This window comes from Curtobacterium luteum, from assembly GCF_001475545.1.
Classification (GTDB): domain Bacteria; phylum Actinomycetota; class Actinomycetes; order Actinomycetales; family Microbacteriaceae; genus Curtobacterium; species Curtobacterium luteum_A.
This window is the reverse complement of sequence record NZ_LDQC01000038.1, coordinates 25,839-50,709: the sequence shown is the minus strand read 5'-3', so window position 1 is coordinate 50,709 and position 24,871 is coordinate 25,839. Positions and strand designations below refer to the sequence as shown.

General features: G+C 71.2%; 23 protein-coding genes. 5 read left to right on the top strand and 18 right to left on the bottom strand.

Features of this window, described 5'->3' with window-relative positions:
• Positions 1-1,212, bottom strand: coding sequence for a branched-chain amino acid ABC transporter permease (locus NS184_RS07090; protein WP_242862985.1), 1,212 nt, complete (start codon positions 1,210-1,212; stop codon positions 1-3).
• 472 nt (positions 1,213-1,684) lie between these two features.
• Between NS184_RS07090 and guaB the strand changes: the two genes are divergently transcribed.
• Both guaB and NS184_RS07080 read left to right on the top strand, forming a co-directional pair.
• Positions 1,685-3,187: an IMP dehydrogenase gene (guaB, locus tag NS184_RS07085; RefSeq protein ID WP_058725418.1), complete on the top strand. Its 1,503-nt coding sequence runs from the start codon at positions 1,685-1,687 to the stop codon at positions 3,185-3,187.
• 237 nt (positions 3,188-3,424) lie between these two features.
• The gene (locus NS184_RS07080) at positions 3,425-4,759 is read left to right on the top strand and encodes an ABC transporter substrate-binding protein (protein ID WP_058725417.1); all 1,335 of its coding nucleotides are present in this window, start codon (positions 3,425-3,427) and stop codon (positions 4,757-4,759) included.
• 247 nt (positions 4,760-5,006) lie between these two features.
• Here the strand turns inward: NS184_RS07080 and rarD are convergent, their stop codons facing one another.
• Positions 5,007-5,969: an EamA family transporter RarD gene (rarD, locus tag NS184_RS07075; protein ID WP_058725416.1), complete on the bottom strand. Its 963-nt coding sequence runs from the start codon at positions 5,967-5,969 to the stop codon at positions 5,007-5,009.
• Between the two features lie 148 nt (positions 5,970-6,117).
• Complete coding sequence (gene groES, locus NS184_RS07070) at positions 6,118-6,414, bottom strand: co-chaperone GroES (RefSeq protein WP_022904625.1); 297 nt, start codon at positions 6,412-6,414, stop codon at positions 6,118-6,120.
• 159 nt (positions 6,415-6,573) lie between these two features.
• Between groES and NS184_RS07065 the strand changes: the two genes are divergently transcribed.
• Positions 6,574-7,776, top strand: coding sequence for a class I SAM-dependent methyltransferase (locus tag NS184_RS07065; RefSeq protein WP_058725415.1), 1,203 nt, complete (start codon positions 6,574-6,576; stop codon positions 7,774-7,776).
• A gap of 61 nt (positions 7,777-7,837) precedes the next feature.
• Here NS184_RS07065 and NS184_RS07060 read toward each other — a convergent pair whose 3' ends face one another.
• The 9 genes from NS184_RS07060 to glmS all read right to left on the bottom strand — a co-directional run bounded on the left by NS184_RS07060 (position 7,838) and on the right by glmS (position 15,953).
• A complete protein-coding gene (locus tag NS184_RS07060; protein WP_152998098.1) occupies positions 7,838-8,587 on the bottom strand; it encodes a DUF4190 domain-containing protein in 750 nt (249 codons plus the stop codon).
• 98 nt (positions 8,588-8,685) lie between these two features.
• The gene (tsaD, locus tag NS184_RS07055) at positions 8,686-9,741 is read right to left on the bottom strand and encodes a tRNA (adenosine(37)-N6)-threonylcarbamoyltransferase complex transferase subunit TsaD (protein ID WP_058725413.1); all 1,056 of its coding nucleotides are present in this window, start codon (positions 9,739-9,741) and stop codon (positions 8,686-8,688) included.
• Positions 9,728-10,249: a ribosomal protein S18-alanine N-acetyltransferase gene (gene rimI, locus NS184_RS07050; protein WP_058725467.1), complete on the bottom strand. Its 522-nt coding sequence runs from the start codon at positions 10,247-10,249 to the stop codon at positions 9,728-9,730. The genes tsaD and rimI overlap by 14 nt, the downstream gene beginning before the upstream one ends.
• Before the next feature lie 17 nt (positions 10,250-10,266).
• Positions 10,267-10,893: a tRNA (adenosine(37)-N6)-threonylcarbamoyltransferase complex dimerization subunit type 1 TsaB gene (tsaB, locus tag NS184_RS07045; RefSeq protein ID WP_058725412.1), complete on the bottom strand. Its 627-nt coding sequence runs from the start codon at positions 10,891-10,893 to the stop codon at positions 10,267-10,269.
• Positions 10,894-10,961: 68 nt separating this feature from the next.
• Complete coding sequence (gene tsaE, locus NS184_RS07040) at positions 10,962-11,471, bottom strand: tRNA (adenosine(37)-N6)-threonylcarbamoyltransferase complex ATPase subunit type 1 TsaE (protein WP_058725411.1); 510 nt, start codon at positions 11,469-11,471, stop codon at positions 10,962-10,964.
• A complete protein-coding gene (gene alr, locus NS184_RS07035; protein WP_058725410.1) occupies positions 11,468-12,628 on the bottom strand; it encodes an alanine racemase in 1,161 nt (386 codons plus the stop codon). The genes tsaE and alr (NS184_RS07035) overlap by 4 nt, the downstream gene beginning before the upstream one ends.
• Entirely contained in the window at positions 12,625-13,728 is a 1,104-nt protein-coding gene (gene alr, locus NS184_RS07030) for an alanine racemase (RefSeq protein WP_083513522.1), read from the bottom strand. The genes alr (NS184_RS07035) and alr (NS184_RS07030) overlap by 4 nt, the downstream gene beginning before the upstream one ends.
• Positions 13,725-14,099, bottom strand: a complete 375-nt coding sequence (locus NS184_RS07025) for a holo-ACP synthase (RefSeq protein ID WP_058725409.1) — start codon at positions 14,097-14,099, stop codon at positions 13,725-13,727. The genes alr (NS184_RS07030) and NS184_RS07025 overlap by 4 nt, the downstream gene beginning before the upstream one ends.
• A 6-nt stretch (positions 14,100-14,105) precedes the next feature.
• Complete coding sequence (gene glmS, locus NS184_RS07020) at positions 14,106-15,953, bottom strand: glutamine--fructose-6-phosphate transaminase (isomerizing) (RefSeq protein ID WP_058725408.1); 1,848 nt, start codon at positions 15,951-15,953, stop codon at positions 14,106-14,108.
• A 70-nt stretch (positions 15,954-16,023) separates the two neighbouring features.
• On the opposite strand from glmS, the gene NS184_RS07015 reads away from it, so the two are divergent.
• Positions 16,024-16,509, top strand: a complete 486-nt coding sequence (locus tag NS184_RS07015; RefSeq protein ID WP_058725407.1) for a glutathione peroxidase — start codon at positions 16,024-16,026, stop codon at positions 16,507-16,509.
• Between the two features lie 122 nt (positions 16,510-16,631).
• Positions 16,632-17,576, top strand: coding sequence for a type I pantothenate kinase (coaA, locus tag NS184_RS07010; protein ID WP_058725406.1), 945 nt, complete (start codon positions 16,632-16,634; stop codon positions 17,574-17,576).
• Between the two features lie 112 nt (positions 17,577-17,688).
• On the opposite strand, the gene glmM is transcribed toward coaA, so the two are convergent.
• The 6 genes from glmM to NS184_RS06980 form a co-directional block, all read right to left on the bottom strand.
• A complete protein-coding gene (gene glmM / locus NS184_RS07005) occupies positions 17,689-19,065 on the bottom strand; it encodes a phosphoglucosamine mutase (RefSeq protein WP_058725405.1) in 1,377 nt (458 codons plus the stop codon).
• A 22-nt stretch (positions 19,066-19,087) separates the two neighbouring features.
• The gene (rpsI, locus tag NS184_RS07000) at positions 19,088-19,573 is read right to left on the bottom strand and encodes a 30S ribosomal protein S9 (protein ID WP_058725404.1); all 486 of its coding nucleotides are present in this window, start codon (positions 19,571-19,573) and stop codon (positions 19,088-19,090) included.
• A gap of 36 nt (positions 19,574-19,609) precedes the next feature.
• Positions 19,610-20,056, bottom strand: a complete 447-nt coding sequence (rplM, locus tag NS184_RS06995; RefSeq protein WP_022904636.1) for a 50S ribosomal protein L13 — start codon at positions 20,054-20,056, stop codon at positions 19,610-19,612.
• A 253-nt stretch (positions 20,057-20,309) separates the two neighbouring features.
• The gene (locus tag NS184_RS06990; protein ID WP_083513521.1) at positions 20,310-23,033 is read right to left on the bottom strand and encodes an ExeM/NucH family extracellular endonuclease; all 2,724 of its coding nucleotides are present in this window, start codon (positions 23,031-23,033) and stop codon (positions 20,310-20,312) included.
• Between the two features lie 131 nt (positions 23,034-23,164).
• Entirely contained in the window at positions 23,165-23,911 is a 747-nt protein-coding gene (locus tag NS184_RS06985; RefSeq protein ID WP_058725403.1) for an MBL fold metallo-hydrolase, read from the bottom strand.
• Positions 23,908-24,813: a tRNA pseudouridine synthase A gene (locus NS184_RS06980; protein WP_242862984.1), complete on the bottom strand. Its 906-nt coding sequence runs from the start codon at positions 24,811-24,813 to the stop codon at positions 23,908-23,910. The genes NS184_RS06985 and NS184_RS06980 overlap by 4 nt, the downstream gene beginning before the upstream one ends.
• Between the last annotated feature and the right edge of the window lie 58 nt (positions 24,814-24,871).

The window sequence follows — 24,871 nt, the reverse complement described above, 5'->3', positions numbered from 1 at the left end:
TTAGCCGATCCGCTCGGCGCGACCGAAGATGCCCTGCGGCCGGAACAGCAGGATGAGGATGAGGATCACGAGGGCCGTCGCGTACTTGAAGTCACCCGGCAGCACGAGGTTCGTGAGCTCCACGACGATGCCGATGATCATCGAGCCGGCGAGCGCCCCGTACGCGGTGCCCAGACCACCGAGGGTCACCGACGCGAACATGAGCAGGAGCAGTTGGAGGCCGGTCTGCCAGTTCACGCCGTTCAGCACGAGGCCGAGCATCACGCCGGACAGTCCGGCGAGGCCGGCGGCCAGCGTCCACACGAACCGGATCACCCGGTCGACGTCGATGCCGGACGCCGCGGCGAGCGCCGGGTTGTCCGAGACCGCACGGGTCGCCCGACCGAAGCGGGTCTTCGCGAGGAAGAGCCCGGTGGCGACGAGCACGACCAGCGCGATCGCCATCGCGACGTAGGACTGCACCGTCAGCGTGATGCCCGCGAACGACACCGTCTCCGGGTTGCCCTGCTGGATGCGGACGGTCGAGGCGCCGAAGAAGTACTGGAAGGCGTACTGCGCAGCGATCGACAGGCCGATCGTCACGATCATGAGCTGCGTCAGGCTGATCCGCTTCCGGCGGAGTGGCCGCCAGATCCCGGCGTCCTGCAGGTACCCGGTCGCGGCGCACAGCAGGGTGACGACGATGCCCGTGACCCAGATGTTCCATCCGAGCTGGTTCGCGAACACGTATGCGAGGAGGCCGCCGAGGGTGACCTGCTCGCCGTGCGAGAAGCTCGAGAGCCCGGTCGTGCCGTAGATCAGCGAGAGGCCGATCGAGGCGAGTGCGATGAGGAGTCCGAGCCGGATGCCGGAGGCGAACTGCTGCCAGGCACGCGTGAAGCTGAAGCTGCTCGTGTCCGCCTGCGTGGTGGCGCCCTGCTGGTCGGAGAGCTGGAAGATCTGTCCGACGTTGGCGTTCAGCGTCGCGGTCACCTTCCGCTCGGCGTCCGCGGCGTTCGTCAGGTACTGGCCCTTCGGCAGGGAGTCCTGGTCGACGCTGACGGTGTACTGCCCCGGCGTCGTGATCGTCACGGACCAGCGACCGGAGTCGTCGGTCGTCGCGGTCTGGGCGAACCCGCCCGCTCCGGCGACGTCGACGGCGACGCCCGAGGCGGGGTCCCGCTCGGAGTCGAGGATCGTGCCGCGGATGCACCCGTTCGTCGGGCTGACCACGCACGGGCCGGTCGGCGCCGAGGTGCTGGCGCTGGCGGAGGGACTGCTCGTCGCCGCGTGGGCCGCGGGCGACACTGCCCAGTCGACCGCGAAGGTGGCGAGGAAAGCGAGGAAGAGTACTGCGGCGAGGAGCAGGCGGCTGCGGCCTGGTGCCCCTCGGCGGAACCGGCGTAGGAGCGCCGGCCCCGGCGGAGTGATGGAACCCACGGATGAGCCTCTCGTTCGGATAGTCGAGGACCCTAGGGAGTTTTTGTGTCCCCCGTGTTTCCACCACGTTCCCTGGAGAAATCGTGCCCTGACCGTGATCCTGCACAGGTTCGGCGGTGCTTCCCGGTCCGGAATGCGCGCCCACCCGCGCGCGTTACCATTGCTCATCCGGAACCCGTCGCAGCGTTCCCGGTGTCTCGACCACTTCAGGTGCCGCCCCACGGCACGTGCCGCCCACACGACACCCAGCCCACGGAGGGGACTCATGGACCAGCCGGATCCGTTCGGATTCATCGGACTCACGTACGACGACGTCATGCTCCTGCCCGGGCACACCGACGTCATCCCGAGCGAGGCGTCCACGACGTCCCGGCTCACCAAGCGCATCCAGGTGCACGTCCCGCTGCTCTCCGCCGCGATGGACACCGTCACCGAGGCCCGCATGGCGATCGCGATGGCGCGCCAGGGCGGCATCGGCATCCTGCACCGCAACATGTCCATCGCGGACCAGGCCGCCGCGGTCGACAAGGTGAAGCGCTCCGAGTCGGGCATGATCACGAACCCGGTGACGACCACCCCGGACGCCACCGTGGCCGAGGTCGACGCGATCTGCGGACAGTTCCGGGTCTCCGGCCTGCCGGTCGTCGAGGGTGACGGCAAGCTCGTCGGCATCATCACGAACCGCGACATGCGCTTCGTCGCCCCGTTCGAGCACCAGACCACGCTCGTGCGCGACGTCATGACGAAGGCGCCGCTCATCACGGCCCCGGTCGGGATCGACCCGGACGACGCCGTCGCGATCTTCGCCGAGCACAAGATCGAGAAGCTCCCCCTCGTGGACGAGTCCGGCCGTCTCAAGGGCCTCATCACGGTGAAGGACTTCGACAAGAGCGAGAAGTACCCGGACGCCACGAAGGACGACGCGGGGCGCCTCCGCGTCGGCGCGGCGATCGGCTTCTTCGGCGACGCCTGGCAGCGCGCGACCGCCCTGCTCGAGGCCGGCGTGGACGTGCTCGTCGTCGACACCGCCAACGGCGAGAGCGAGGGCGTCCTCGACATGGTCCGTCGCATCAAGGCCGACCCCGCGTTCGCCGGCGTCGACGTGATCGGCGGCAACGTCGCGACGCGTTCCGGCGCACAGGCCCTCATCGACGCCGGTGTCGACGCCGTCAAGGTCGGTGTCGGCCCGGGGTCGATCTGCACCACACGCGTGGTCGCGGGCGTCGGCGTCCCCCAGGTCACCGCCGTGTACGAGGCCTCCCTCGCCGCGCGTGAGGCCGGCGTCCCGGTCATCGCCGACGGCGGCCTGCAGTACTCGGGCGACATCGCGAAGGCCCTCGTCGCCGGCGCCGACACGGTGATGCTCGGCTCGCTCCTCGCGGGCACCGACGAGTCCCCCGGTGACCTCGTCTTCGTCAACGGCAAGCAGTTCAAGGCGTACCGCGGGATGGGCTCCCTCGGCGCGCTGCAGACCCGCGGCAAGAAGACCTCGTACTCGAAGGACCGCTACTTCCAGGCGGACGTGCCCTCGGACGACAAGCTCATCCCGGAGGGCATCGAGGGCCAGGTGCCGTACCGCGGCTCGGTCGCGAACGCCGTCTACCAGCTCGTCGGCGGCCTGCGGCAGTCGATGTTCTACGTCGGCGGCCGGACCGTCCCCGAGCTCAAGGCCCGCGGGAAGTTCGTCCGGATCACCCCGGCCGGGCTCAAGGAGTCGCACCCGCACGACGTGCAGATGGTCGTCGAGGCGCCGAACTACAGCCGCTGACCCGACCCTCCGAGCGCCCCGTTCCTCCACGAGGAGCGGGGCGCTCGCGCGTCCGGGGGACAGGGCGGTTGTGCGGCTGCTCAGCTTGCATCACGGCTCTGTAACGAAACATCCAGGGGTGGATGATCGTCACACGGGCGAAACAGATCCGCTCTAGCTTTCTCGACATCCCACGCGGAGGACACCGCGCTCGACCCGATGCGGTCCGGTCCCCCGCGCAGAGAAAGGGCTCCACGGATGATCAGAACCACCCGTGCCACCTCGGCACTGGCAGTGGCGGGAGTTGCAGCACTCCTGCTCGCCGCGTGTTCCACCACCTCGGGCGGCAGCTCGCCTTCGGAGTCCGCCTCCGGCGGCGCGAAGAAGGACCCGGCCGCGAGCTGCAAGGCTCCGGACTCCCGCAGCACCGACGCGCTGAAGATCGGCACGATCCTGCCGCTCACCGGTTCGCTCGCGTACCTCAACCCGCCCGCCGAGTCCGGTGTGGGTCTCGCGGTCGAGGACATCAACGCCGCCGGCGGCGTGCTGGGCAAGGACGTCTCGATCAGCCCGGCGACGGACTCCGGCGACAGCAACGACATGACCGTGTCGAGCGCCGCTGCGAACAAGCTGGTCAACGCGAAGGTCCCGGTCGCGATCGGCGCCGAGTCCTCGTCCGTCACGCTCAACGTGATCGACCAGCTCACGAGCAACTGCATCGTGGAGATCTCCCCCGCGAACACTGCGACCGACCTCTCCGGCTACTCGTCGTACTACTTCCGGACGGCACCGCCGGACTCGGTGCAGGGTTCGGCGCTCGGCCAGCTCATCACGGGTGACGGCAACGCCAAGGTCGCGTTCCTCGTCTTCAACGACACCTACGGCACGGGCTTGCGCAACTCGGTCCAGGCCGCGGTCGAGGCGTCCGGTGGCCAGGTCGTCTACGGCGGCAAGGGCAAGGGTCAGGAGTTCCCGCCCGGACAGACCACGTTCTCGTCCGAGGTGACCGCAGCGCTCGACTCGAAGCCGGACGCGATCGTCGTCCTGGCCTTCGACGAGACGAAGTCGATCATCCCGGAGCTCAAGGCGCAGAACGCGAAGATGTCGAGCATCTACATGTCCGACGGCAACACCGCTGACTACTCGAAGGACTTCGACAAGGGCACCCTCGAGGGCGCGCAGGGCACCATCCCCGGCGCCTCGCCGAAGGACGACCTGAAGAAGAAGCTCGCCGCGTTCTACAAGCAGTCCTCGGGCAAGGAGCTCGCCGACTACTCGTACGCGGCCGAGTCCTACGACGCCACGATGCTCGCCGCCCTCGCCGCGGTGAAGGGCAAGGGCACCGATTCCGGCACGATCCAGGCCAACATGGCTGCGGTCTCCGGCGCGGACGGCGGCACCGAGTGCTCGACGTTCAAGGAGTGCTCGACGCTCCTCGGTGACGGCAAGGACATTCACTACACCGGTCCCTCCGGCATCGGGCCGTTCGACGAGAACAACGACCCGTCGAGCGCCTACATCGGCATCTACAAGTTCGACGCGGACAACAAGCCTGTGTACCAGAGCGCCATCCAGGGCTCGGTCTCGAAGTAGGTCCGGCTCACGACGACCGGCCCCGAGTCTCGGCTGCACGCAGCCGAGACTCGGGGCCGGCGTCATGTCTCGTGGCTCCTCGGCGCACGGTCGGTCGCCGACCCCGAGACTCGCCTCCGCGGACGGTTTCGCGGCCGCGAGGGCGGGAAACTGTCCGCGGGGCCGAGACTCGGCCCGCTGCGCGCGCCAGGCCAGGACCTCCGGCCCACCGCGGGACGGCCTGGAGGCACGGCGCACGGCCGACAGGTCAGGCCGGGTCAGCAACCGGTGCTGCCCGGGCACGACGCCGCGAGGACCGTGCCGCAGCGAAGCTGTCCACCGTGAGCACGACGAGCGCCAGCCACACGATCGCGAAGCCGATCCACCGTTCGGGCGGCATCGGCTCGTGCTGCACGACCACACCGACGAGCAGCTGCACCACCGGCGCGAGGTACTGCGTCAACCCGAGCGTCGACAGGCTCACCCGCCGCGCCGACGACGCGAAGAGCAGCAGCGGCACCGCGGTCGCCGGTCCGGTCAGCACCGTGACGAGGACGTGCGCCCACCCTTCGCTCGTGAACGTCACGCCGCCGCCGAGGCCCGTCACCCCCATCACCACGAGCGCGACGACCGCGATCGGCAGCAGCCACACGGTCTCGATCGTCAGACCACTCAGTGCGTCGACCGTCCCGCCGACCCGCTTCTTCACGAGCCCGTACAGTCCGAACGAGAACGCCAGCGCGAGGGAGATCCACGGCATCTGCCCGTACCCGACCGCGATCACGACCACCGCGACGACACTGATGCCGACCGCGGCCCACTGCGCCGGACGAAGCCGCTCACGGAGCACGACGACGCCGAGCGCGATCGTGACGAGCGGGTTGATGAAGTAGCCGAGGGCCGCCTCGACCGTGTGCCCGGTGGTCGTCGCCGCGACGTACACCGTCCAGTTCACCAGGATGAGCACCGCCGCGAGCCCCATCACGAGCATCACCCGGCGCTGGGCGACCAGGGAACGGGTGCGCAGCCACGAGCGGGTGACGGCGATGGCGACCGCGCAGAACACCAGCCCGAAGACGATCCGCCAGGCGACGATCTCGAACGCTCCGGCCGGGGACATCGCCGCGAAGAGCAGCGGCATGAGTCCCCACAGCCCGTAGGCCACGATCGCCTGGAGGACCCCGACGGATGCCTCGCTGCGGACGGGTCGCGTGGTCGTCGGTTCACTCACGGAACCATCCTAGGAAGCCACGCCGACGCTGCGGACCGGCACCGTGCCTCCCGGACGGAAGGCGCGGAGCGCACCGCCGGACCGAGCGCGGACGGACAAACGCCCCGCCGACCAGGTGGCCGACGGGGCGTTCGCAGTGTGGGCTGGATCAGCGCACGACGACCGCGAGGACGTCGCGGGCCGAGAGGACCAGCAGGTCCTCGCCCGAGTACTTGACCTCGGTGCCGCCGTACTTGGAGTAGATGACCTTGTCGCCGACGGCGATGTCCAGCGGGATGCGGTTGCCGTTGTCGTCGACGCGGCCCGGACCCACGGCCACGACCTCGCCCTCCTGGGGCTTCTCCTTGGCGGTGTCCGGGATGACCAGACCGGAAGCGGTGGTCTGCTCCGCCTCGACCTGGCGGATGACGATGCGATCCTCGAGCGGCTTGATGCTGACGGCCACGGTGACCTCTTCTTTCTCGGTACTGACTCGGTACAGATGGGAACCGGTTGGCACTACGCACAGGAGAGTGCCAACGCCAACTCTAGGGACAGTCTGGCACTCGGTCAATCCGAGTGCCAGCACGTGTCGGGCTCGCCGGCGACCTGGGAGGATCGTCGGGTGGACGCCGCCGAACTCGCCCAGCTGCTCACCCCCGAGGGGATGGCCCTGCTCGACCGTACTCCGAGCGTCTCCGACGGTGGCGAGATCGTCCGGGTCGTCTCGCGCCTCCGTGGCGAGGGGCACGACCCCGGGCTCGTCGCCGCCGTCCTGACCCAGGCGAAGCTCCGGCAGAGGGCGGCCGCGAAGTTCGGCCCGTTCGCCGCGCGCATGCTGTTCACCGAGGCCGGGCTCGAGCAGGCGACCCGGCTGCAGGTCGCCGCGCAGCACGCCGGCCGGTTCGCCGCCGCCGGGCTGACACGGGTGGCCGACCTCGGGTGCGGGATCGGCGGTGACGCGATGGCGATGGCAGCGCTCGACCTCGACGTCACCGCGGTGGACCGCGACGAGGTCACCGCGGCGGTCGCGACGCACAACCTCGCGCCGTGGCCCGATGCCCGCGTGGAACTCGGCGACGCCGCAGCGTTCGACCTCTCGCGCGTCGACGGCGTGTGGATGGACCCCGCGCGTCGCACCGCCGGACACGGGAACACCCGACGCCTGGCCGACCCGGACGACTGGTCGCCGTCGCTCGACACCGTGTTCGCCGCCGCGACGACGCCCCCCACCGGCGTGAAGCTCGGCCCGGGCATCGACCGCGACCTCGTCCCCGACACGGCCGAGGCGCAGTGGGTGTCCGTCGACCGCGAGGTCGTCGAGCTCGCCCTCTGGTTCGGCCCGCTCGCCCGCGACGGGGTCCGGCGCGCTGCCACCGTGATCGGGGCGCACGGAGTGGCCGAACTGACCGCGGCGGCCGATGCACCCGACGTGCCCGTCGGTGCACTGGGGACGTACCTCTACGAGCCCGACGGCGCCGTGATCCGCGCACGCCTCATCGGGGACCTCGCGCGGTCGATCGACGGTCGCATGCTCTCGGACGGCATCGCCTACGTCACGTCGGACCGCGCCGTCTCGACGCCGTTCGCCCAGGGGTTCCGGGTCGTCGACACGATGCCCCTCGACGTGAAGCAGCTCGCGGCACGACTGGCCGCGGACGACGTCGGCACCGTGGAGATCAAGAAGCGCGGGGTCGACGTCGACCCGGCGCAGTTCCGGAAGCGGCTGCGGCTCCGGGGGCGGCGTGCGGTCACGCTCGTGCTCACCCGCGTGGATGGACGGCACACCGCGATCCTGTGCGAGCGGCTCTCGGACGTGGCGAGCTGATCACGACGACGGCGGGGACCCGACCGGGAACCCGCCGTCGCGCAGTCCGTTCGGAGACGGGCTAGCCGATGAAGGCCCCCGAGGTCCCGGGGTCGCCGTACACGCTGGTCCCGTGGGAGTTCGCGACACCGATGAGCGCGAAGAACGCGAGCGCGCCCAGGACGTACAGACCGGTCAGCGCCCAGCCGCCGATGATGCCGGCGAGCGCGAGTCCGCGGCCGCCCTCCCCGGTCTCCCTGATCTTGCCGAGGGCGACGTGGCCCATGATCGCGCCCGCCGGGCTCGTGAGGATGACGATCGGCCAGATCAGGATGCCGCCGAACGCGAACACGATCGAGAGGATCGCGAGGGTGTTCGTCTTCGGGCGCTGCGCGTACGGCTGGTAGCCCGCCGCGGCGTACGGACCGCCGTACGGCTGCTGGCCGCCGTACTGCGGCTGCCCGTACTGCGACTGCCCGTACTGCTGCTGCCCGTACTGCGACTGCCTGTACTGCGGCTGTCCGTACTGCTGCTGCCCGTACTGCTGCTGGTTCGGCGCAGCGTACGGGTTGCTCGGCGCGGCGTAGGGGTTCTGCTGCGAGCCGGTCTGCTGCGAGCCGGTCTGCTGCGAGCCGTACGGGTTCTGGCCGTACGGGTTCTCGGGCGGCTGCGGCGCGCTCGGGGGTTGCGGGGCGCTCGGTGCCTCACCGGGCGCCGGGGTCGACGCCGGCTCGGACGCACGGGTGCCGTCGGGCTGCGCGGCGCCGGGGTACCCGCTGCTCGGCTGCTCGTCGGGCTGCCCCGGCCTCGGCCACTGGTTCTGATCGGACACCGTGTCCACCCCTCCCGGCACCGTTGGTCGGGTACCGGCCCCCATCGTTCCACACGGAGCCCGAGCCCGTGCAGGACGCCGAGCGGTGCCGTCGGACGTCAGACCTGGACGGTCGTGACCGGCAGCGTCGAGTCTGCGGCGATCCCGAGGTCGCTCGGCGCGTGTCCGTCGGCGACGAGCCGTGCGGCGACCGCAGCGATCATCGCGCCGTTGTCGGTGCAGAGGTCGAACGGCGGGATCCTGAGCGCGATGCCGGAGGCCGCGCACCGTTCGGTCGCGACGGCACGCAGACGGGCGTTCGCCACGACACCGCCGCCGAGCAGGAGTCGGTCGACCCCGGTGTCGCGGCAGGCGTTCAGGGCCTTCGTGAGGAGCACGTCGACCACGGCCTCGCGGAAGGACGCGGCGACGTCGGCGACGGGTACCTCGCGGCCCTCGTCGCGGCACTTCTCGACCCATCGGGCGACCGCGGTCTTCAGGCCGGAGAACGAGAAGTCGTAGCGGTGCGCCGCCATGTCCTTCGGCAGCGTCAGGCCGCGGGGGAACCGGATCGCCGTCGTGTCCCCTTCGGCTGCCGCCTCGTCGATCTGCGGGCCGCCCGGGTACGGCAGGCCGAGGAGCCGCGCGACCTTGTCGAACGCCTCACCCGCGGCGTCGTCGATCGTCTCGCCGAGGAGTTCCACGTCACCGACGAGGTCCCGCACGAGCAACAGCGACGTGTGACCACCGGAGACGAGCAGCGCGACGGTCGGCAGTTCGATCTCGGAGCCGTCCGCCCGCAGGACGTCAGCACCGACGTGCCCGACGAGGTGGTTCACCCCGTACAGCGGCTTGCCCGTCGCGACCGCCAGGGCCTTCGCCGCGCCGACCCCGACCATGAGCGCCCCGGCGAGGCCGGGCCCCGCGGTGACCGCGACGGCGTCGAGCTCGTCGAGGGTGACACCGGCGCGGTCGAGCGCTTCGTGCAACGTCGGCGTCATGGCCTCGAGGTGCGCCCGTGCGGCGACCTCGGGCACGACGCCGCCGTACCGGGCGTGCTCGTCCATGCTCGACGCGATGACGTTCGCGAGCAGGGTGTTCCCCCGGACGATGCCCACGCCGGTCTCGTCACAGCTCGTCTCGATGCCGAGCACGAGTGGTTCAGCGGTGCTCATCGAGCGCCTCCTGTCCGATCGGCCCGACGGAACCGCTGCCGGCTCCGGCGGGCAGCTCCGCGCGCATCACCCACGCGTCGACGCCGTCCGGCTGGTAGTAGCGAGGCCGCGTGGCGATGTGCTCGAAGCCGAACGCGGTGTACATCGCCTGCGCCACCGGGTTGTCCGCCCGCACCTCGAGGAAGACCTCGTGCACGCCGCGACGACGCGCTTCGTCGAGCAGCTCCGCGAAGAGCACCCTGCCGATGCCGCGCCCGCGATGGTCGGCGGCGACGGCGATCGTCTGCACGTCGGCGACCGGGTTGCCCGCGAGCGAGGACAGCCCGGCGTACCCGACGACCGTCGGCGCCGTGCCCTCGGCCACGGTCTCGACGACCACGTAGTACCCGTGCGGCGAGTACAGCTCGCCGGACATCTGCGACGCCGACCAGGCGTCCGTGGGGAACGACACGTGCTCGAGCCACATGATGTCGTCGAGGTCCTGTGGGTGGGCCGGTCGGAGCCGCAGCCCGTCGGGGAGGCCCGTCACCGGACGACCCGCTTCGGGGCTCCCGGCATCGTCACGTCGGGATCGCGCAGGTAGAGCGGGGTGTCGTCGGCGAGGGGAGCGCCGGAGGCGAGACGATCCGCGGCGAGCGCGCCGAGCCTCCCGGCCGGGATCTCGACGGCGGTGACGCGCTCCCAGGTGGCCGCTTCCGGACGGGAGGCGCGGATCACCTCGTCGAGGTCCGCCGGCTTGGCGAGTCCCGGGCCGGCGACGCGGACGCCGTCGACGTCGTACGCCGACCAGTAGACCTCGCGGCGGCGGGCGTCCGTGATGACGATGAACGGGCCGGTGTGGGGCTGGTCGGCCGCGACGGCGTCGTGGCTGACGAGCGGGAGGAAGGCGACGCCGCGTGCGGCGGCGAAGGTACGGGCGGCGGCGATGCCGACGCGGAGGCCCGTGAACGGCCCCGGGCCCATGCCGGCCACCACTCCGGTGACCTCTGCTGGTGTGACCCCGGCCTCCGTCAGGACCTCGGTGAGGAACGGGCCGATCACCTCGGCGTGACGACGGGAGTCGTCAGTGCTCCGGTTCGCGAGCTCGCGTCCGGTGGCCGGGTCGACGAGGGCGACGGACGTCCCGGCGGAGGTGTCGATCGCGAGCAGCACCCGTCCATCGTAGGCGTCCTGCCAGGGGCCTCGTGGCGGAGCAGGAGCCCGCGCTGCGGTGACCGGCCTCAGAGCCGGACGTCGGCCCAGCGGCTGCCGGTACCCGTGACGATGACCCGCCGGGGCTCGTCGGGCACGTCGTCCGGGTCGAGGTCGTCGGCTGCGCTGTCACCGGCGCTTCCCGTCGCCCGGACGATCTCGACGTCGAGCACGTCGTCGGAGATCCCGTCGACGAACCCCCGCCCCCACTCGACCACGACGATGGAGCCGTCCCAGTCGAGGTCGAGGTCGTCGAGCTCCACCGGGTCGGACAGGCGGTAGGCGTCGACGTGCACGAGGTCCGGGCCGCTCGTCGTCGGGTGGGTCCGGGCGAGCACGAACGTCGGGCTGGACACCTGCCCGCGGGCTCCGAGCGCTGCCCCGAGGCCGCGGGTGAGCGTCGTCTTGCCCGCTCCGAGGGGACCGGTCAGCACGACGAGGTCCCCGGCGCGCAGGACGCCCGCGAGACGAGCACCGAGCTCGCCCATCCCCTCCGTCGTGGCGACGGTGGTGTCGACGAGGACGCGCGGCTCGGTCACCGCTCACCCCGGAGGTACTCGGCCACGTGCCCCTCGGCCTCGTGGCCCTCGTACACGCGGGGCACGCGCTCACCGATGCGGCAGACGATCTCCTCGCCGATCGTGTCGAGGGCGGCACCCCACTCGAGCACCGTCATCTCGCCGTGCTCCCCGGTGCCGAACAGCGTCACGACGTCGCCGACCCGCACCTCGTCGTCGCCGACGTCCACGAGGAACTGGTCCATCGCTACCCGACCCGCGATCGGGTAGCGCTTCCCGTTGATCGCCACCTGCACCCGTCCCTGCGCGAGCCGCGGGACACCGTCCGCGTACCCGACCGGGACGAGTGCGAGCGTCGTCTCGGCGGCGGTGCGGTAGGTGTAGTCGTACGAGACACCGGTGTCGACGGGCACCCGCTTCGTCTTCGCGACGGAGGCGCGCAGCGTCATCACGGCCTCGAGCCCGAGGTCGGCGGCCGAGACGCCGTCAGCGCCGGGGATGCCGAACAGGTTCGCGCCCATCCGGACCATGTCCTTGCGGAACTCCTTGCGCTCCAGTCCCGCGAGCGACGCGGCGACGTGCCGCACGGGGATGTCGAGCCCGACGTCCTCGGCCTGCTCGACGGCGGCGTCGAACGCGGCGACGGCGGCGGTGTCCTCGTCGTCCGACGACTCCGCGAGGTGCGTGTAGGCGGCCACGACCTCGATCCGACCGGCGCGCTGGGCGGCGAGCGCGGCGGCGACGAGGGCCGGCCAGTCCTCCGGCGTCGCACCGTCGCGGTGGAGGCCGGAGTCGAAGCCGAGGTGCACGCGCGCTGGACGGTGGTCCACGGCGTCGACGACCCGCTGCAGCTCGGGCACGTTCGAGACCCCGAGGTCGATCGCGGAGTCGATCGCGTCGCGGAAGTCGAGGTCCGCAGCGTGCTGCCACGTGAACACGCGGACGTCCTCGTCGACGCCGATGGCGCGGAGCCGGAGGGCGGCCGGGACGGTCAGCACGCCGATCCACCGCACCCCGGCGTCGACCGCGGCGAGCGCGATCGGTTCGAGCCCGTGGCCGTACGCGTCGGCCTTCATGATCGCCATGAGCTCGACCGGTTCCATCCACTCGCGGACGAGGTCGAGGTTCGCCCGGTACGCGTCCAGGTCGACCGATGCCTGTCGCAGTGACGCGCTCACGTGGTCCTCCGCTCGACGCTGCGCCCGATGCGGGCGACGACCTCGTAGTTGATCGTGCCGATCGCGTCGGCCCACTCCTCGACCGCCGGATCGCCGTCGGCCGGGTCGCCCCAGAGGACGACCTCGTCGCCGACCTGCACCGCGGCGTCGCCGATGTCGATGTGCATGGCGTTCATGGCGACACGGCCCACCACCGGGAAGCGGCGGTCGCCGATGCGGACCGAGACGTGGTTGCCGAGTGCCCGGTCGAAGCCGTCGGCGTAGCCGAGCCCGATGACCGCGAGACGGGTGTCCTGCTCGGCGCGCCAGGTGAACCCGTAGCTGGCGCCCTCGCCGGCGTGGACGGGGACGGTCCGGAGCACCGCCGCGGTCACTCGCATCGCGGGTCGGAGCCCGAGGTCGGCCGAGGTGCGGTCCGCGAACGGGCTCAGCCCGTACAGCGCGACGCCGACACGCGCGATGTCCCGCCGGGTCTCCGGCACGGCGATGCTCGCCGCGCTGGCCGCGAGGTGCACCATGTCCGGCACGACGCCGTTCGCCGCGAGGCCGTCGAGCGCCCGCTGGAGCGCGGCGTCCTGGTCGAGGTCGTCGTCCCGTGAGGCGTTCGCCAGGTGCGACATGAGCCCCTCGACCCGGGTGCGCGAGCCGCCGCGGGCGAGCCGACCGGCGGTCTCGAAGAGCTCGGGCCACTCGGACTCGACGGCGCCGTTGCGGCTCAGCCCGGTGTCGACGCACACGTGCACGGCGGGCACCTCGGAGTCGGCCGCCGCCGACAGCTGCGAGACGCTCGAGACCGCCGGGGTGATGCCGTACTGCGCGGCGCGACGGAAGTCCTCGTCGGGTGCGTGCAACCACGCCAGGATGCGGGTGCCCTCGTCGATGCCGGCCTCGCGCAGGGCGATGCCCTCGTCGATGTCCGCCACGCCGAGCCACTCCGCACCGGCGTCCACGAACGCCCTCGCGGCGTCGGCCGCGCCGTGGCCGTACGCGTTGGCCTTGACGACCGCGATGACGCCGGACGGTGCCACCTGCTCGGCGACGGTCGCGTAGTTGGCGATCAACGCCTCCCGATCGACCGTGATGCCGGTGAACGCGCTCACGTGTTGTTCCCTTCGATGACCACGAACGCCGTCGCGATCCCTCCATCGTGTGACAGCGACAGGTGCACGCTCGTCACGCCGCGCTGCTCCGCGACCCGGCGCGCGCCCTCGTGGAGCGTCAGCGACGGGTTCCGCTGGTCGTCCGCGACGACCTCGAGCTCCTGCCAGCTGAGCCCCGCACTCGACCCGAAGGCCTTGATGAGGGCTTCCTTCGCGGCGAACCGGGCGGCGAGCGACGCGGCCGGACGCGGTTCACCGTCGCGGACGAGCTCGGCCGGGGTGAAGAGCCGCGTCCGGAGCGCCGGGGTGCGCTCGAGCACACCCCGGAACCGTTCCAGGTCGACGACGTCCACCCCGATGCCGATGATCACGAGCGACTACTCGACGGTGACCGACTTCGCGAGGTTGCGCGGCTGGTCGACGTCGAGGCCCTTGGCCGCGGCGAGCTCCATGCCGAACATGTGCAGCGGCGCGACCGCGAGCAGCGGCTCGAACAGCGGCGTCGCGAGCGGGATCCGCAGGACCTCGTCGGCGAAGGGCAGCACGGCGGCGTCGCCCTCTTCCGCGATGGCGATCACCCGGGCGCCGCGGGCGCGGATCTCCTGGATGTTCGACACCACCTTCGGGTGGAGCGAACGGCTGTCGCGCGGCGACGGCACGATCACGAAGACGATCTGCCCGGGCTCGATCAGCGCGATCGGTCCGTGCTTGAGCTCACCGGCGGCGAAGCCCTCGGCGTGGATGTACGCGAGCTCCTTGAGCTTCAGCGCACCCTCGAGCGCGATCGGGTACCCGACGTGACGGCCCAGGAACAGGACGCTCCTGGTGTCGGCCATCCAACGGGCGAGGTCCTTGATGCCGGATGCGTCGTCGATGGTCTGCTGCAGCTTCGGGGCGAGGCCCTCGAGCTCGGCGACCTGCTCCGCGATCTGTTCGGCCGTCAGCGTCCCACGCAGGGTCGCGAGGTGCAGTCCGAGCAGGTACAGCGCGACGCCCTGCGCGATGAACGCCTTCGTCGAGGCCACGGCGACCTCGGGCCCGGCGTGCGTGTAGATGACGGCGTCGGACTCGCGCGGGATCGTCGCGCCCTGGGTGTTGCAGATCGAGAGGACCTGCGCGCCCTGCTCGCGGGCGTACTTCACGGCCATGAGCGTGTCCATGGTCTCGCCCGACTGGCTGATCGAGACCACGAGGGTGCGCTCGTCGAGCACGGGGTCGCGGTACCGGAACTCGTGCGCGAGCTCGACCTCGACGGGGACGCGGGCCCACTGCTCGATGGCGTACTTGCCGAGGATGCCGGCGTACGCGGCGGTCCCGCAGGCGATGACGATGACACGCTCGACGGTCGCGAGGCGCTCGGCGATCGGGTCGAGGTCCGTCAGGGTCACCGCGCCGTCGTGCACGCGACCGAGGATCGTCTTCGCGACGGCTTCGGGCTCCTCGCTGATCTCCTTCGCCATGAAGGACGACCAGCCGCCCTTGTCGGCAGCGGAGGCGTCCCAGTTGACCTCGAACTCGCTCGGCGACGCCGGGCTGCCGTCGAAGTGGATGACGTCCACGCCGTCGGGGCGGATCGTCGCGATCTCGTCCTGCCCGATGGCGAGGGCCCGCTGCGTGTACGCGACGAACGCCGCGACGTCCGAGCCCATGAAGTTCTCGCCCTCGCCGAGGCCGACCACGAGCGGGGAGTTGCGACGGGCGCCGACGACGACACCGGGCTGGTCGGCGTGCACGACGAGGAGCGTGAACGCGCCCTCGAGCCGCTGCACGGCCTGCTGCATGGCGTCCGTCAGGTCACCGGTGGCCCGGAACGACTTCGCGACGAGGTGCGCCGCGACCTCGGAGTCCGTCTCGCTGGTGAACTCGACGCCCTCGGCCTGCAGCTCGGCGCGGAGCTCGGCGAAGTTCTCGATGATGCCGTTGTGGATGAGGGCGAGCTTGCCGCCGTCAGCGAGGTGCGGGTGCGCGTTGCCGTCGGTCGGACCGCCGTGCGTCGCCCACCGGGTGTGGCCGATGCCGGTGCCGCCGTCGGCGATGGGGTGCGACTCGAGCTCGTCGACGAGTGCCTGGAGCTTGCCGGCCTTCTTCGCCGAGGCGAGGTCCGATGTAGCGTCCACGACGGCGATGCCCGCCGAGTCGTACCCGCGGTACTCGAGCCGACGGAGTCCTCCCAGGAGCACGTCCTGGCTGCTGTTGCTGCCGACGTAGCCGACGATTCCACACATGGCATCGATCCTACGGTCTGCCTGGGACCCCACCCTGCGAAGCCCCGGGGTCGCGGATAACGTTTGGGCCATGGGACGGTTCGACGACATCGAGATCACGACACTGCACGGTGAGCACACCACGTTCGGGCAGTTCTCCGACAAGGCCGTGCTCGTGGTGAACGTCGCGTCGCGCTGCGGGCTGGCGCCGCAGTACGAGCAACTCGAGGCACTCCAGAAGGAGTACGGCCCGCGGGGCTTCACGGTCCTCGGCTTCCCGAGCAACCAGTTCCTGCAGGAGCTCGGCTCTTCCGAGGCGATCGAGGAGTACTGCTCGACGACCTGGGGCGTGACGTTCCCGATGTCCGAGAAGGTCAAGGTCAACGGCAAGGGCGCCCACCCGCTCTACCAGGCGCTCAAGGAGACCCCGGACAGCGCGGGCAAGGCCGGTCGGGTGAGCTGGAACTTCGAGAAGTTCCTCGTCGCCCCGGACGGCACCGTCACGCGGTTCCGCCCGACCACGAAGCCGGACGCCCCCGAGGTCATCGCTGCGATCGAGGCGGCCCTGCCCGCCTGATCGCCTCCCGAGCAGGCCGGCCAGCGTCGCGCGGTCGCGCACCGCGGACCGGACGGGAGGCCCGGATCAGGTGAGCGCGCCCGCTCACGTGATCCGGGCCTCCCGTCGGTACGCTCGTCCCCATGCCGATCACGGACACCGCCGTCGCGCACCCGACCCCCTTCGTGGAGATCCCCCGCGACGAGTGGGCGCAGCTCGCACCGAGGGAGCACCTGTCCCTCACCGAGACCGAGATCGTGCAGCTGCGCGGGCTCGGCGACCGGTTGGACATGCAGGAGGTGCAAGAGGTCTACCTGCCGCTGTCGCGCCTCCTGACGCTGTACGCCGCCGGCGCCCGCAACCTGCACGCGTCGACCTCCGCCTTCCTCGGGGAGCGCGCGAGCCGGACGCCGTTCGTCATCGGCGTCGCAGGCTCGGTCGCGGTCGGCAAGTCCACCGTCGCGCGACTGCTGCGCGAACTGACGAAACGGTGGCCGGACACGCCACGGGTCGAACTCGTGACGACCGACGGGTTCCTGTACCCGAACGCCGAGCTCGAGCGCCGCGGGATCATGGACCGGAAGGGCTTCCCGGAGTCGTACGACCGCCGGTCGCTGCTCCGCTTCGTGAGCCAGGTCAAGAGCGGGGCAGCCGAGGTCCGGGCGCCGTTCTACTCGCACCTCGTGTACGACATCGTGCCCGACGCCGAGGTGGTCGTCCGACAGCCGGACATCCTCATCGTCGAGGGGCTGAACGTGCTCGCGGCGCCGACGAACGGGCGGCTCGCGCTGTCCGACCTGTTCGACTTCACCATCTACGTCGACGCGAAGACGAAGGACATCGAGTCCTGGTACGTCGACCGGTTCCTCGCCCTGCAGGAGGAAGCGTTCTCCAGTCCGGACTCGTTCTTCCACCGTTTCGCCTCGCTCTCACGCGAGGACGCGGTGCGCACGGCGACCGAGGTGTGGCGGGCGATCAACGAGCCGAACCTCGTCGAGAACGTGCTGCCGACGCGCTCCCGGGCGACCCTCGTGCTCAAGAAGGGTGCGAACCACACGGTCAACTCGGTGCTGCTCCGCAAGATCTAGCAGGCGCGGGCGCAGCTTCCCTGGCGTCGAACCAGGAAACCGACGTCGAACCAGCTGCTGAGCCTGGTTCGACGTCGGTTTCGTGGTTCGACGCGGAAGTGCCGTCCGTACCCTACGCGGCGTCCTCGATCGCGAGCCGCGCGCGCACGACGTCCGCGAGGTCCTCCGCGATCCGCTCGGCGTCGGCCTGCGACGCAGCCTCCACCATGACCCGCACGACGGGCTCGGTGCCGGACGGCCGCAGCAGCACGCGCCCGGAATCACCGAGGGCAGCGGTGTGCGCCGCGACGGCGTCCTGCACGCCCTGGTCGGCGAGCCCGGTGCGGTCGACGCCCCGGACGTTGAGCAGCACCTGCGGGAAGACGGTCATGCACTCCGCGAGCTGCGCGAGCGACTTGCCCGTACGTGCCATCTCCGCGACCAGGTGCAGCCCGGTGAGGATGCCGTCGCCCGTGGTGGCGTACTCGTTGAAGATGACGTGGCCGGACTGCTCGCCGCCGAGGGAGAACCCACCCTCGTTCATGCGCTCGAGCACGTAGCGGTCCCCTACCGCGGTCTGCTCGACCGCGATGCCGTTGTCCGCCATCGCCCGGATGAGCCCGAGGTTCGACATGATCGTCGCGACGAGGGTGTCGTTCGCCAGACGCCCGCGCTCCTTGAGGGACAGCGCGAGGATCGCCATGATCTGGTCACCGTCGACGGCGTTGCCCGCGGCGTCCACCGCGAGGCAGCGGTCGGCGTCACCGTCGTGCGCGATGCCCACGTCGGCTCCGGCCTCGAGCACCGCGCGCGCGAGGTTGTCGATGTGCGTCGAGCCCACGCCGTCGTTGATGTTCACGCCGTCCGGGTCCGCACCGATCAGGGTGACACGGGCGCCGGCGTTGACGAAGACCTCGGGGGAGACGGCGGAGGCCGCACCGTTGGCGCAGTCGAGCACCACGTGGATGCCGTCGAGCCGCGCCGGGAGCGTGCCGAGCAGGTGCACCACGTAGCGGTCCTCGGCATCGGCGAACCGGGTGATCCGTCCGACGTCGCCGCCGGTCGGGGTGGGCGCCGAGTGGTCGTGCATGGCCGCCTCGATGCGGTCCTCGACCTCGTCCGGCAGCTTGCGACCGCCGGCGGCGAAGAACTTGATCCCGTTGTCGGGGGCCGGGTTGTGGGACGCGGAGATCATCACACCGAAGTCGGCGTCGATGTCCGCGACGAGGAACGCGGCGGCGGGGGTGGGGATGACCCCGGCGTCGAGCACGTCGACGCCGGCGGAGGCGAGCCCGGCGGCGACGGCCGCACCGAGGAACTCACCGGAGACGCGCGGGTCGCGCGCCAGGACCGCACGGGGGCGCGGTCGACCGGACGCCCGACGGGCGTCCGCATGGTGTCCGTGTGTGAGCACGGCCGCGCTGGCCTGGGCGAGACCCAGCGCCAGCGCGGCCGTCAGCTCGCCATTGGCGAGACCACGAACACCGTCGGTACCGAACAGACGCGGCATTGCGATCGGGTTCGGTGAGCGACTAGCGCTTCGAGAACTGCGACGCCTTGCGGGCCTTCTTGAGACCGGCCTTCTTGCGCTCGATGACGCGGGCGTCACGGGTGAGGAAGCCGGCCTTCTTGAGCGCCGGGCGGTTGTTCTCGCGGTCGATCTCGTTCAGCGCACGCGCGATGGCGAGGCGGAGCGCACCGGCCTGACCCGAGGGGCCACCACCGGTGATGCGGGCGGTGACGTCGTAGGCGCCGAGGAGCTCGAGCACCTTGAACGGGTCGTTGATCAGCTGCTGGTGCAGCTTGTTCGGGAAGTAGTCCTCGAGCGTGCGGCCGTTGACCGTGAACGCGCCGCCACCGGGGACGAGGCGGACGCGGGCGATGGCCTCCTTGCGGCGCCCGACGGCACCGCCCGAGACGTTGAGGATCTGGCGGGGAGCGGCCTCGGCAGCGACGGGTGCGCTCTCCGTGGTGAAGCTCTCCGGGGTCTGGTCGAGGGAGTCAGCGATCTGTGCCATGAGTTGTATCAGTCCTTGAAGTCGTCGTGGCCGTCGTTACTGCGCGACCTGGTCGAAGGTGTACGCCTTGGGCTGCTGCGCGGCGTGCGGGTGCTCCGCGCCGGCGTAGACCTTCAGCTTCTTGAGCTGCTCACGGCCGAGGGTGTTCTTCGGCAGCATGCCGCGGATCGCCTTCTCGACGGCGCGGGTGGGGTGCTTCTCGAGCATCTCCGGGTAGGAGGTCGCCGTGAGGCCGCCCGGGTAGCCCGAGTGACGGTAGTAGACCTTCTTGGCGAGCTTGGAGCCGGTGAGGGCGACCTTGTCCGCGTTGATGATGATGACGTAGTCACCCATGTCCATGTGCTGGGCGAAGGTGGCCTTGTGCTTGCCGCGCAGGAGCGCAGCCGCGTGGGTGGCGAGGCGGCCGAGGACGACGTCGGTCGCGTCGATGACGATCCAGTCGTGCTGGACGTCTGCCGGCTTCGGGGAGAACGTACGAGTCACAGGTGTGCTGCTTTCGTGTCGAGGTGAGGAGTCCGTGAATCCCGCTCCGGTGGGTGTTCCCCGCGCGATGCACGTGGAACTGCCCGGTGGAGGGCTCATCTGACTGTCCGGCGCACGGGGCGCACAGACCAAGGAGAGAGCCTACCCGACGCGACTCGCGTTGTCGAACGCACCCAGCAACGGACTGGAGGCACGGTGCCCGCTGGCACCGCGCCTCCAGTCCGTCAGGTGGTTCCGGCCGTCAGGACGGCCGTCAGCCGAAGAGGCCGCGCAACCACGCGATCAGCGCTGCGATCGCAGCGGCGACGGGGCCGCTGCCCGCGTGGCCGTGGCCGGGCTTGCCGGGTCCGTCACCGGGCTTCCCGGGTCCGTCGCCGGGCTTGCCGGGCTGGCCCACGCCAGGCAGGTCGATGCCGACCAGGATCGGGTCGTGGTCGCTCGCGCGGTAGACGTCGTCGCGGTACAGGTCCGTGACGTTGTAGTCGTAGCGCGAGTACTCGAGACCGACCGACTCGACCGAGTTGATGTTCCAGATGTCCACGCCCGTCACGGTCTTCAGGGCAGCCTTCGACGCGAACACGTGGTCGAGCGAGCCACTCAGCCCGCTGAAGACGTACGACCACTCGGTCGGGTCCTCGGACGGGCCGAGGTCCGTGTAGCCGGCGTCGTCGAGCACCGTGACCGGGTCCTCCTGGCTGTAGGCGTTGAAGTCGCCGAGCATGAACACCTTGTCGGTGCCGGCGGTCTTCTGCATCGTCGTCGAGAACGCCACCAGCGCCTTCGACTGCGCGACACGGGAGGCGTTGGAGGCACCCTGACCGTCGCCCTGGTCGGCGTCCGCGCCCGTCCCGGACCCCTTGGACTTGAAGTGGTTCGCGATCACGAGGAACGTGTCCGCCTGCTTCGGCTTCTCGACGCCCTTGCCCTTGCCGGGCTTGGCCACCACCGGCGCGAAGGCCTGGGCGAGCGGCTGCCGGGCGTTGGCGAACGCCTCCGAGTCGGTGAGGATCGTCGAACCGCCGACCGGCTGCACACGGTCCTTCTTGTAGATCAGCGCGAGGCGGATGACGTCCTCGCTGGCAGGGAGCTTCGCCGGCGACTTCGCGTAGGCCCAGGTGTCCTTGCCGGTCGCAGCGTTCAGGGCTGCGACGAGGGTGGCCACGGCCGCGTCGCGGTCCTGACCGAACCGGGCCGAGTTCTCGATCTCCTCGAGCGAGACGACGTCGGCACCGAGACCGTTGATCGCCTTGACGATCTTCACCTGCTGCCGCGCGAGGTCGTCCGCGTTCGCGGCACCACGGGCGTCGCAGCCACCGCGCACCGTCACGGGGTCGCCGTCACGGTCGGTGTAGTACGTGCACCCGGTGAGCTGGTCGCCGGTCGTCGGGAAGTAGTTGAGGACGTTGAAGCCGGCGAGGCGGATGTCGCCGCCGACGTTCTCCGGCGCCGCGGTGCGGACGTTCGAGAACGACACGGGCAGGTCGGCCGCCGGGGTGGCACCGGTGATGGGCGTCGTCGGCTGGAACTTCCACGAGTCGTTCCGGAAGTCGAGGACGACCGGCTCGTCGAAGGTCGCGGCGGCACCGACCGTGACCGGGCCCTGGGTCAGCCAGGACACGGGGATCGACTGGTTCGCGGCGCTGAGGAAGTTCGTGCTCGCACCGTCGTCGAGGGTGACCTGGCGGGCGGCGTTGTCGGCGGCGACCGCAGCGGCCTCGGCACTGCCGGGGCGGGCGACCTCGGTCGGCTGGAGCAGGCGCTGCTTCCCGCTGGCGAGCACGATCTCGCCGTACTGGTTGGTCGTGTAGTTGTCCGCGACCGTGTAGTCGCCCTGCGGCGCGACGAGCATGCTCTCGAGCGACTCCCGCTGCGCGTCGGTGCGCGGGAGGGTGAGCGTGGCCGGGACCGGCTTCGCGACGCCGTCCTTCGGCAGCTGCTCGAGGCCCGCGGTGCTCGGGACGGTGAGCTCGGTCAGCCCGTTGAACTCGGAGACCGTGCCCGTGAGGCGCACGACGTCGCCGACCGCGACCTTCCCGACGGTGGCCGCGGAGTACACGAACACCGCGTCCGACGCCGTGTGCGTCGCGAGGTCGAGGGCGCCGCCGGTGCCTGCGGTCTGGATCGTGTAGCCGTTGAAGCCGCCCGTGGCGTAGACCGCGGTGACGACGCCGTCGGTGCGGACGGTCGTGCCGACGTACGGCGACGTGTCCGTCGTGCCCTGCAGCTGCGCGATGGTGACCTGCTGGGCCGGTGTCGCAGGCGTGCCCGGATCGGTCGGCTCCGTCGGGTCGGTGGGCTCGGTCGGCTGGGTCGTCTCGCCAGCGGCGTTCTCCGGCGTGACCGTGCTCGTGAGCGAGAAGTCCGCCGCGTTCGAGTCGGTGTCGGTCGTCCCCGTGCGGGTCAGCGCGTCGGGCACCGAGTTGGCGGTGCCGGTCGTCGCGACCGCCGTCTCGAAGGTGTTCGACGTCCCGTAGCCGAGCAGGTCGACGACGCCGGGCGTGCCGGTCGTCACCGCACCGGCGGGCAGGGTCAGCGCGGTCGCCTGGTCGGCGAGGACGAGCGTGCCCGTCGACCCCGACGGGTTGAGGCCCGTGACCGCGTCGGGCTCGGGCAGCGCCTGGCCGGTCGACCCGTTCGACCCCATCTGCACGAGGTACGTGCCGTGCGCGGGTACGGAGCCGGCGAGCTTGCCGACCGACGGCGCCCCCGTGCTCGTCGCGGCGCGGTACTGGAGCGACCACCCGTCCACGCTGACGGGGGCGTCGGTGGGGTTGCCGAGTTCGACGAACTTGTTCGTGAACGGCTGGTTCGCGCTGCCGCCCTTGAGGTAGGCCTCCTCGATGACGAGGCCGGTGCCGTCCGGGTTCGCGGACGCCGGGGCGGTGGCGACGAGCGGGGCGGCGAGGAGGGCTGCGGCGGTGACGGCGCACACCAGCGTGCGGCTCGTCACCCCCGCCGAGCGTTCGGTTCGGAGCATGAGGACCTTCGCGTTCGTGGGTTGGTTCCCCCCGGTCGGGGGGCAACGACCCTCGGAACCTACCCGCCTGACCGGTCGCTCAGGTTGCGGTCAGGTAAATGATTGCGTCCCGGTACGAAGTCACGGGGGGCTCAGTGCGCGACCGGCAACCACTCGGCGCCGACGCGGTGGACCGCCGGACCGTGGCCGGGGAGCAGGATGCCCGGCATCGGCAACGCGCGCGCTGACTCCAGGGCACGCTCCTGGTCGGCCGTGAAGAACGGCGTGATCATGCGCGGCCGCGGCGCCCAGGACGCCGGCTGGGTGTCGTGCCGCGAGACCACCGCGTCACCGGTCACGATGGCGTCGGCAGCGGGGAGCAGGTACGCCGTCGACCCGGCGGTGTGGCCGTCGGCGGGGAACGGCGTGATCGCGCGGCCGTCGAAGTCCGCGGCGGTGAACGCCCGGACCGTCGGCACCTCGGTCGGACGCAGCGCGTCGGAGCCGAGCGCCCGCAGGAGCCACCGCAGTGTCCGCGGTGCAGCGAGCCGACCGCCGATCTCCGCGGGCGTGACCTGCTGGCGCGACGGTCCGCGCACGTTGTCGACCTCGTCCGCGTGCGCGAGGACCTCGACGTGCGGGAAGCGTTCGAGGATCCCCGGGACGCCACCGACGTGGTCGACGTGCCCGTGGGTGACGTACACCCGACGGAGGTCGTCGAGGTCGTGTCCCGCCCACCGGACCGTGTCGAGCACGAGGTCCGTGTCCGCGGGGTACCCGGCGTCGATGAGGGCGACGCCGTCCTCCTCGGCGAGGACGACCCAGTTCGACACCGGACCCTCGACGAACACCACGCCGGGGGCGACGGAGACGACGGACCGGGCGGCGCGGGGACTCATCCCCCGACCGTACCGGCGTCCGCCGCGTCCTCGGTCCGGCGCGCTCGTGTCTGGTCGGCCCGGGCTGCGAGCTCGTCGTCGGCGGGGTACCCGACCTCGGTCAGGGTGAGGCCGCGGGCTGGCGCAACCTTGAACTCGCTCGTCCGCCGCTGCGCGGTCCGCAGCTCCTCGAGACGGTCCGGGCCGAAACGGCCCTCACCGACGGCGATGGTCGCCCCGACCATCGCGCGCACCATGGAGTGGCAGAAGGCATCGGCCTGGAGGCTCGCCACCAGCGTGCCGTCCGGCTCGCGGTCCCAGCGGAACTCCTGGAGCGTCCGGATCGTGGTCGCGCCCTCCCGCGGCTTGCAGAAGGTCGCGAAGTCGTGCAGCCCGAGCAGCACCAGCGCACCGCGCTCCATCGCCGCGGGGTCGAGGCGCGTCGGGTGCCAGGTGGTGTGCCCACGACGACGTGGGTCGCGGGGCGCCCCGGCGTCGGCGACCCGGTACTGGTAGCGACGCCAGAGCGGGGAGAACCGGGCGTCGAAACCCTCGGGGGCGACCGATGCCCGCGTGACGACGACGTCACCCTCCGGTGCCGCGATGCCGTTCACACGCTTCACGAGGCCGTCCAGCGGCGAGCGCCCGGTGCTGCCGCGCTTCGACCGCAGTGCTGCCCACTGCTCGCCGGAGAGGTCGAGGTGGGCGACCTGACCGGTGGCGTGCACCCCGGCGTCGGTCCGGCCGGCGACGGTCAGCACGGGCGGCTCACCCCACCGCGTGAACACCGTGGCGAGCGCCGACTCGAGCGCACCCTGCACCGTGCGGAGCCCCGGTTGACGGGCCCACCCGGAGAAGGCTGCTCCGTCGTACGCGATGTCGAGCCGGAGCCGCACGCCGTCGGGGGTCTCGGTGTCGCTCACGCCCCCACGGTAGCGGTGTCAGCGACGCGTCAGTGGCGTGTGAGCGGGTGGCTGCACG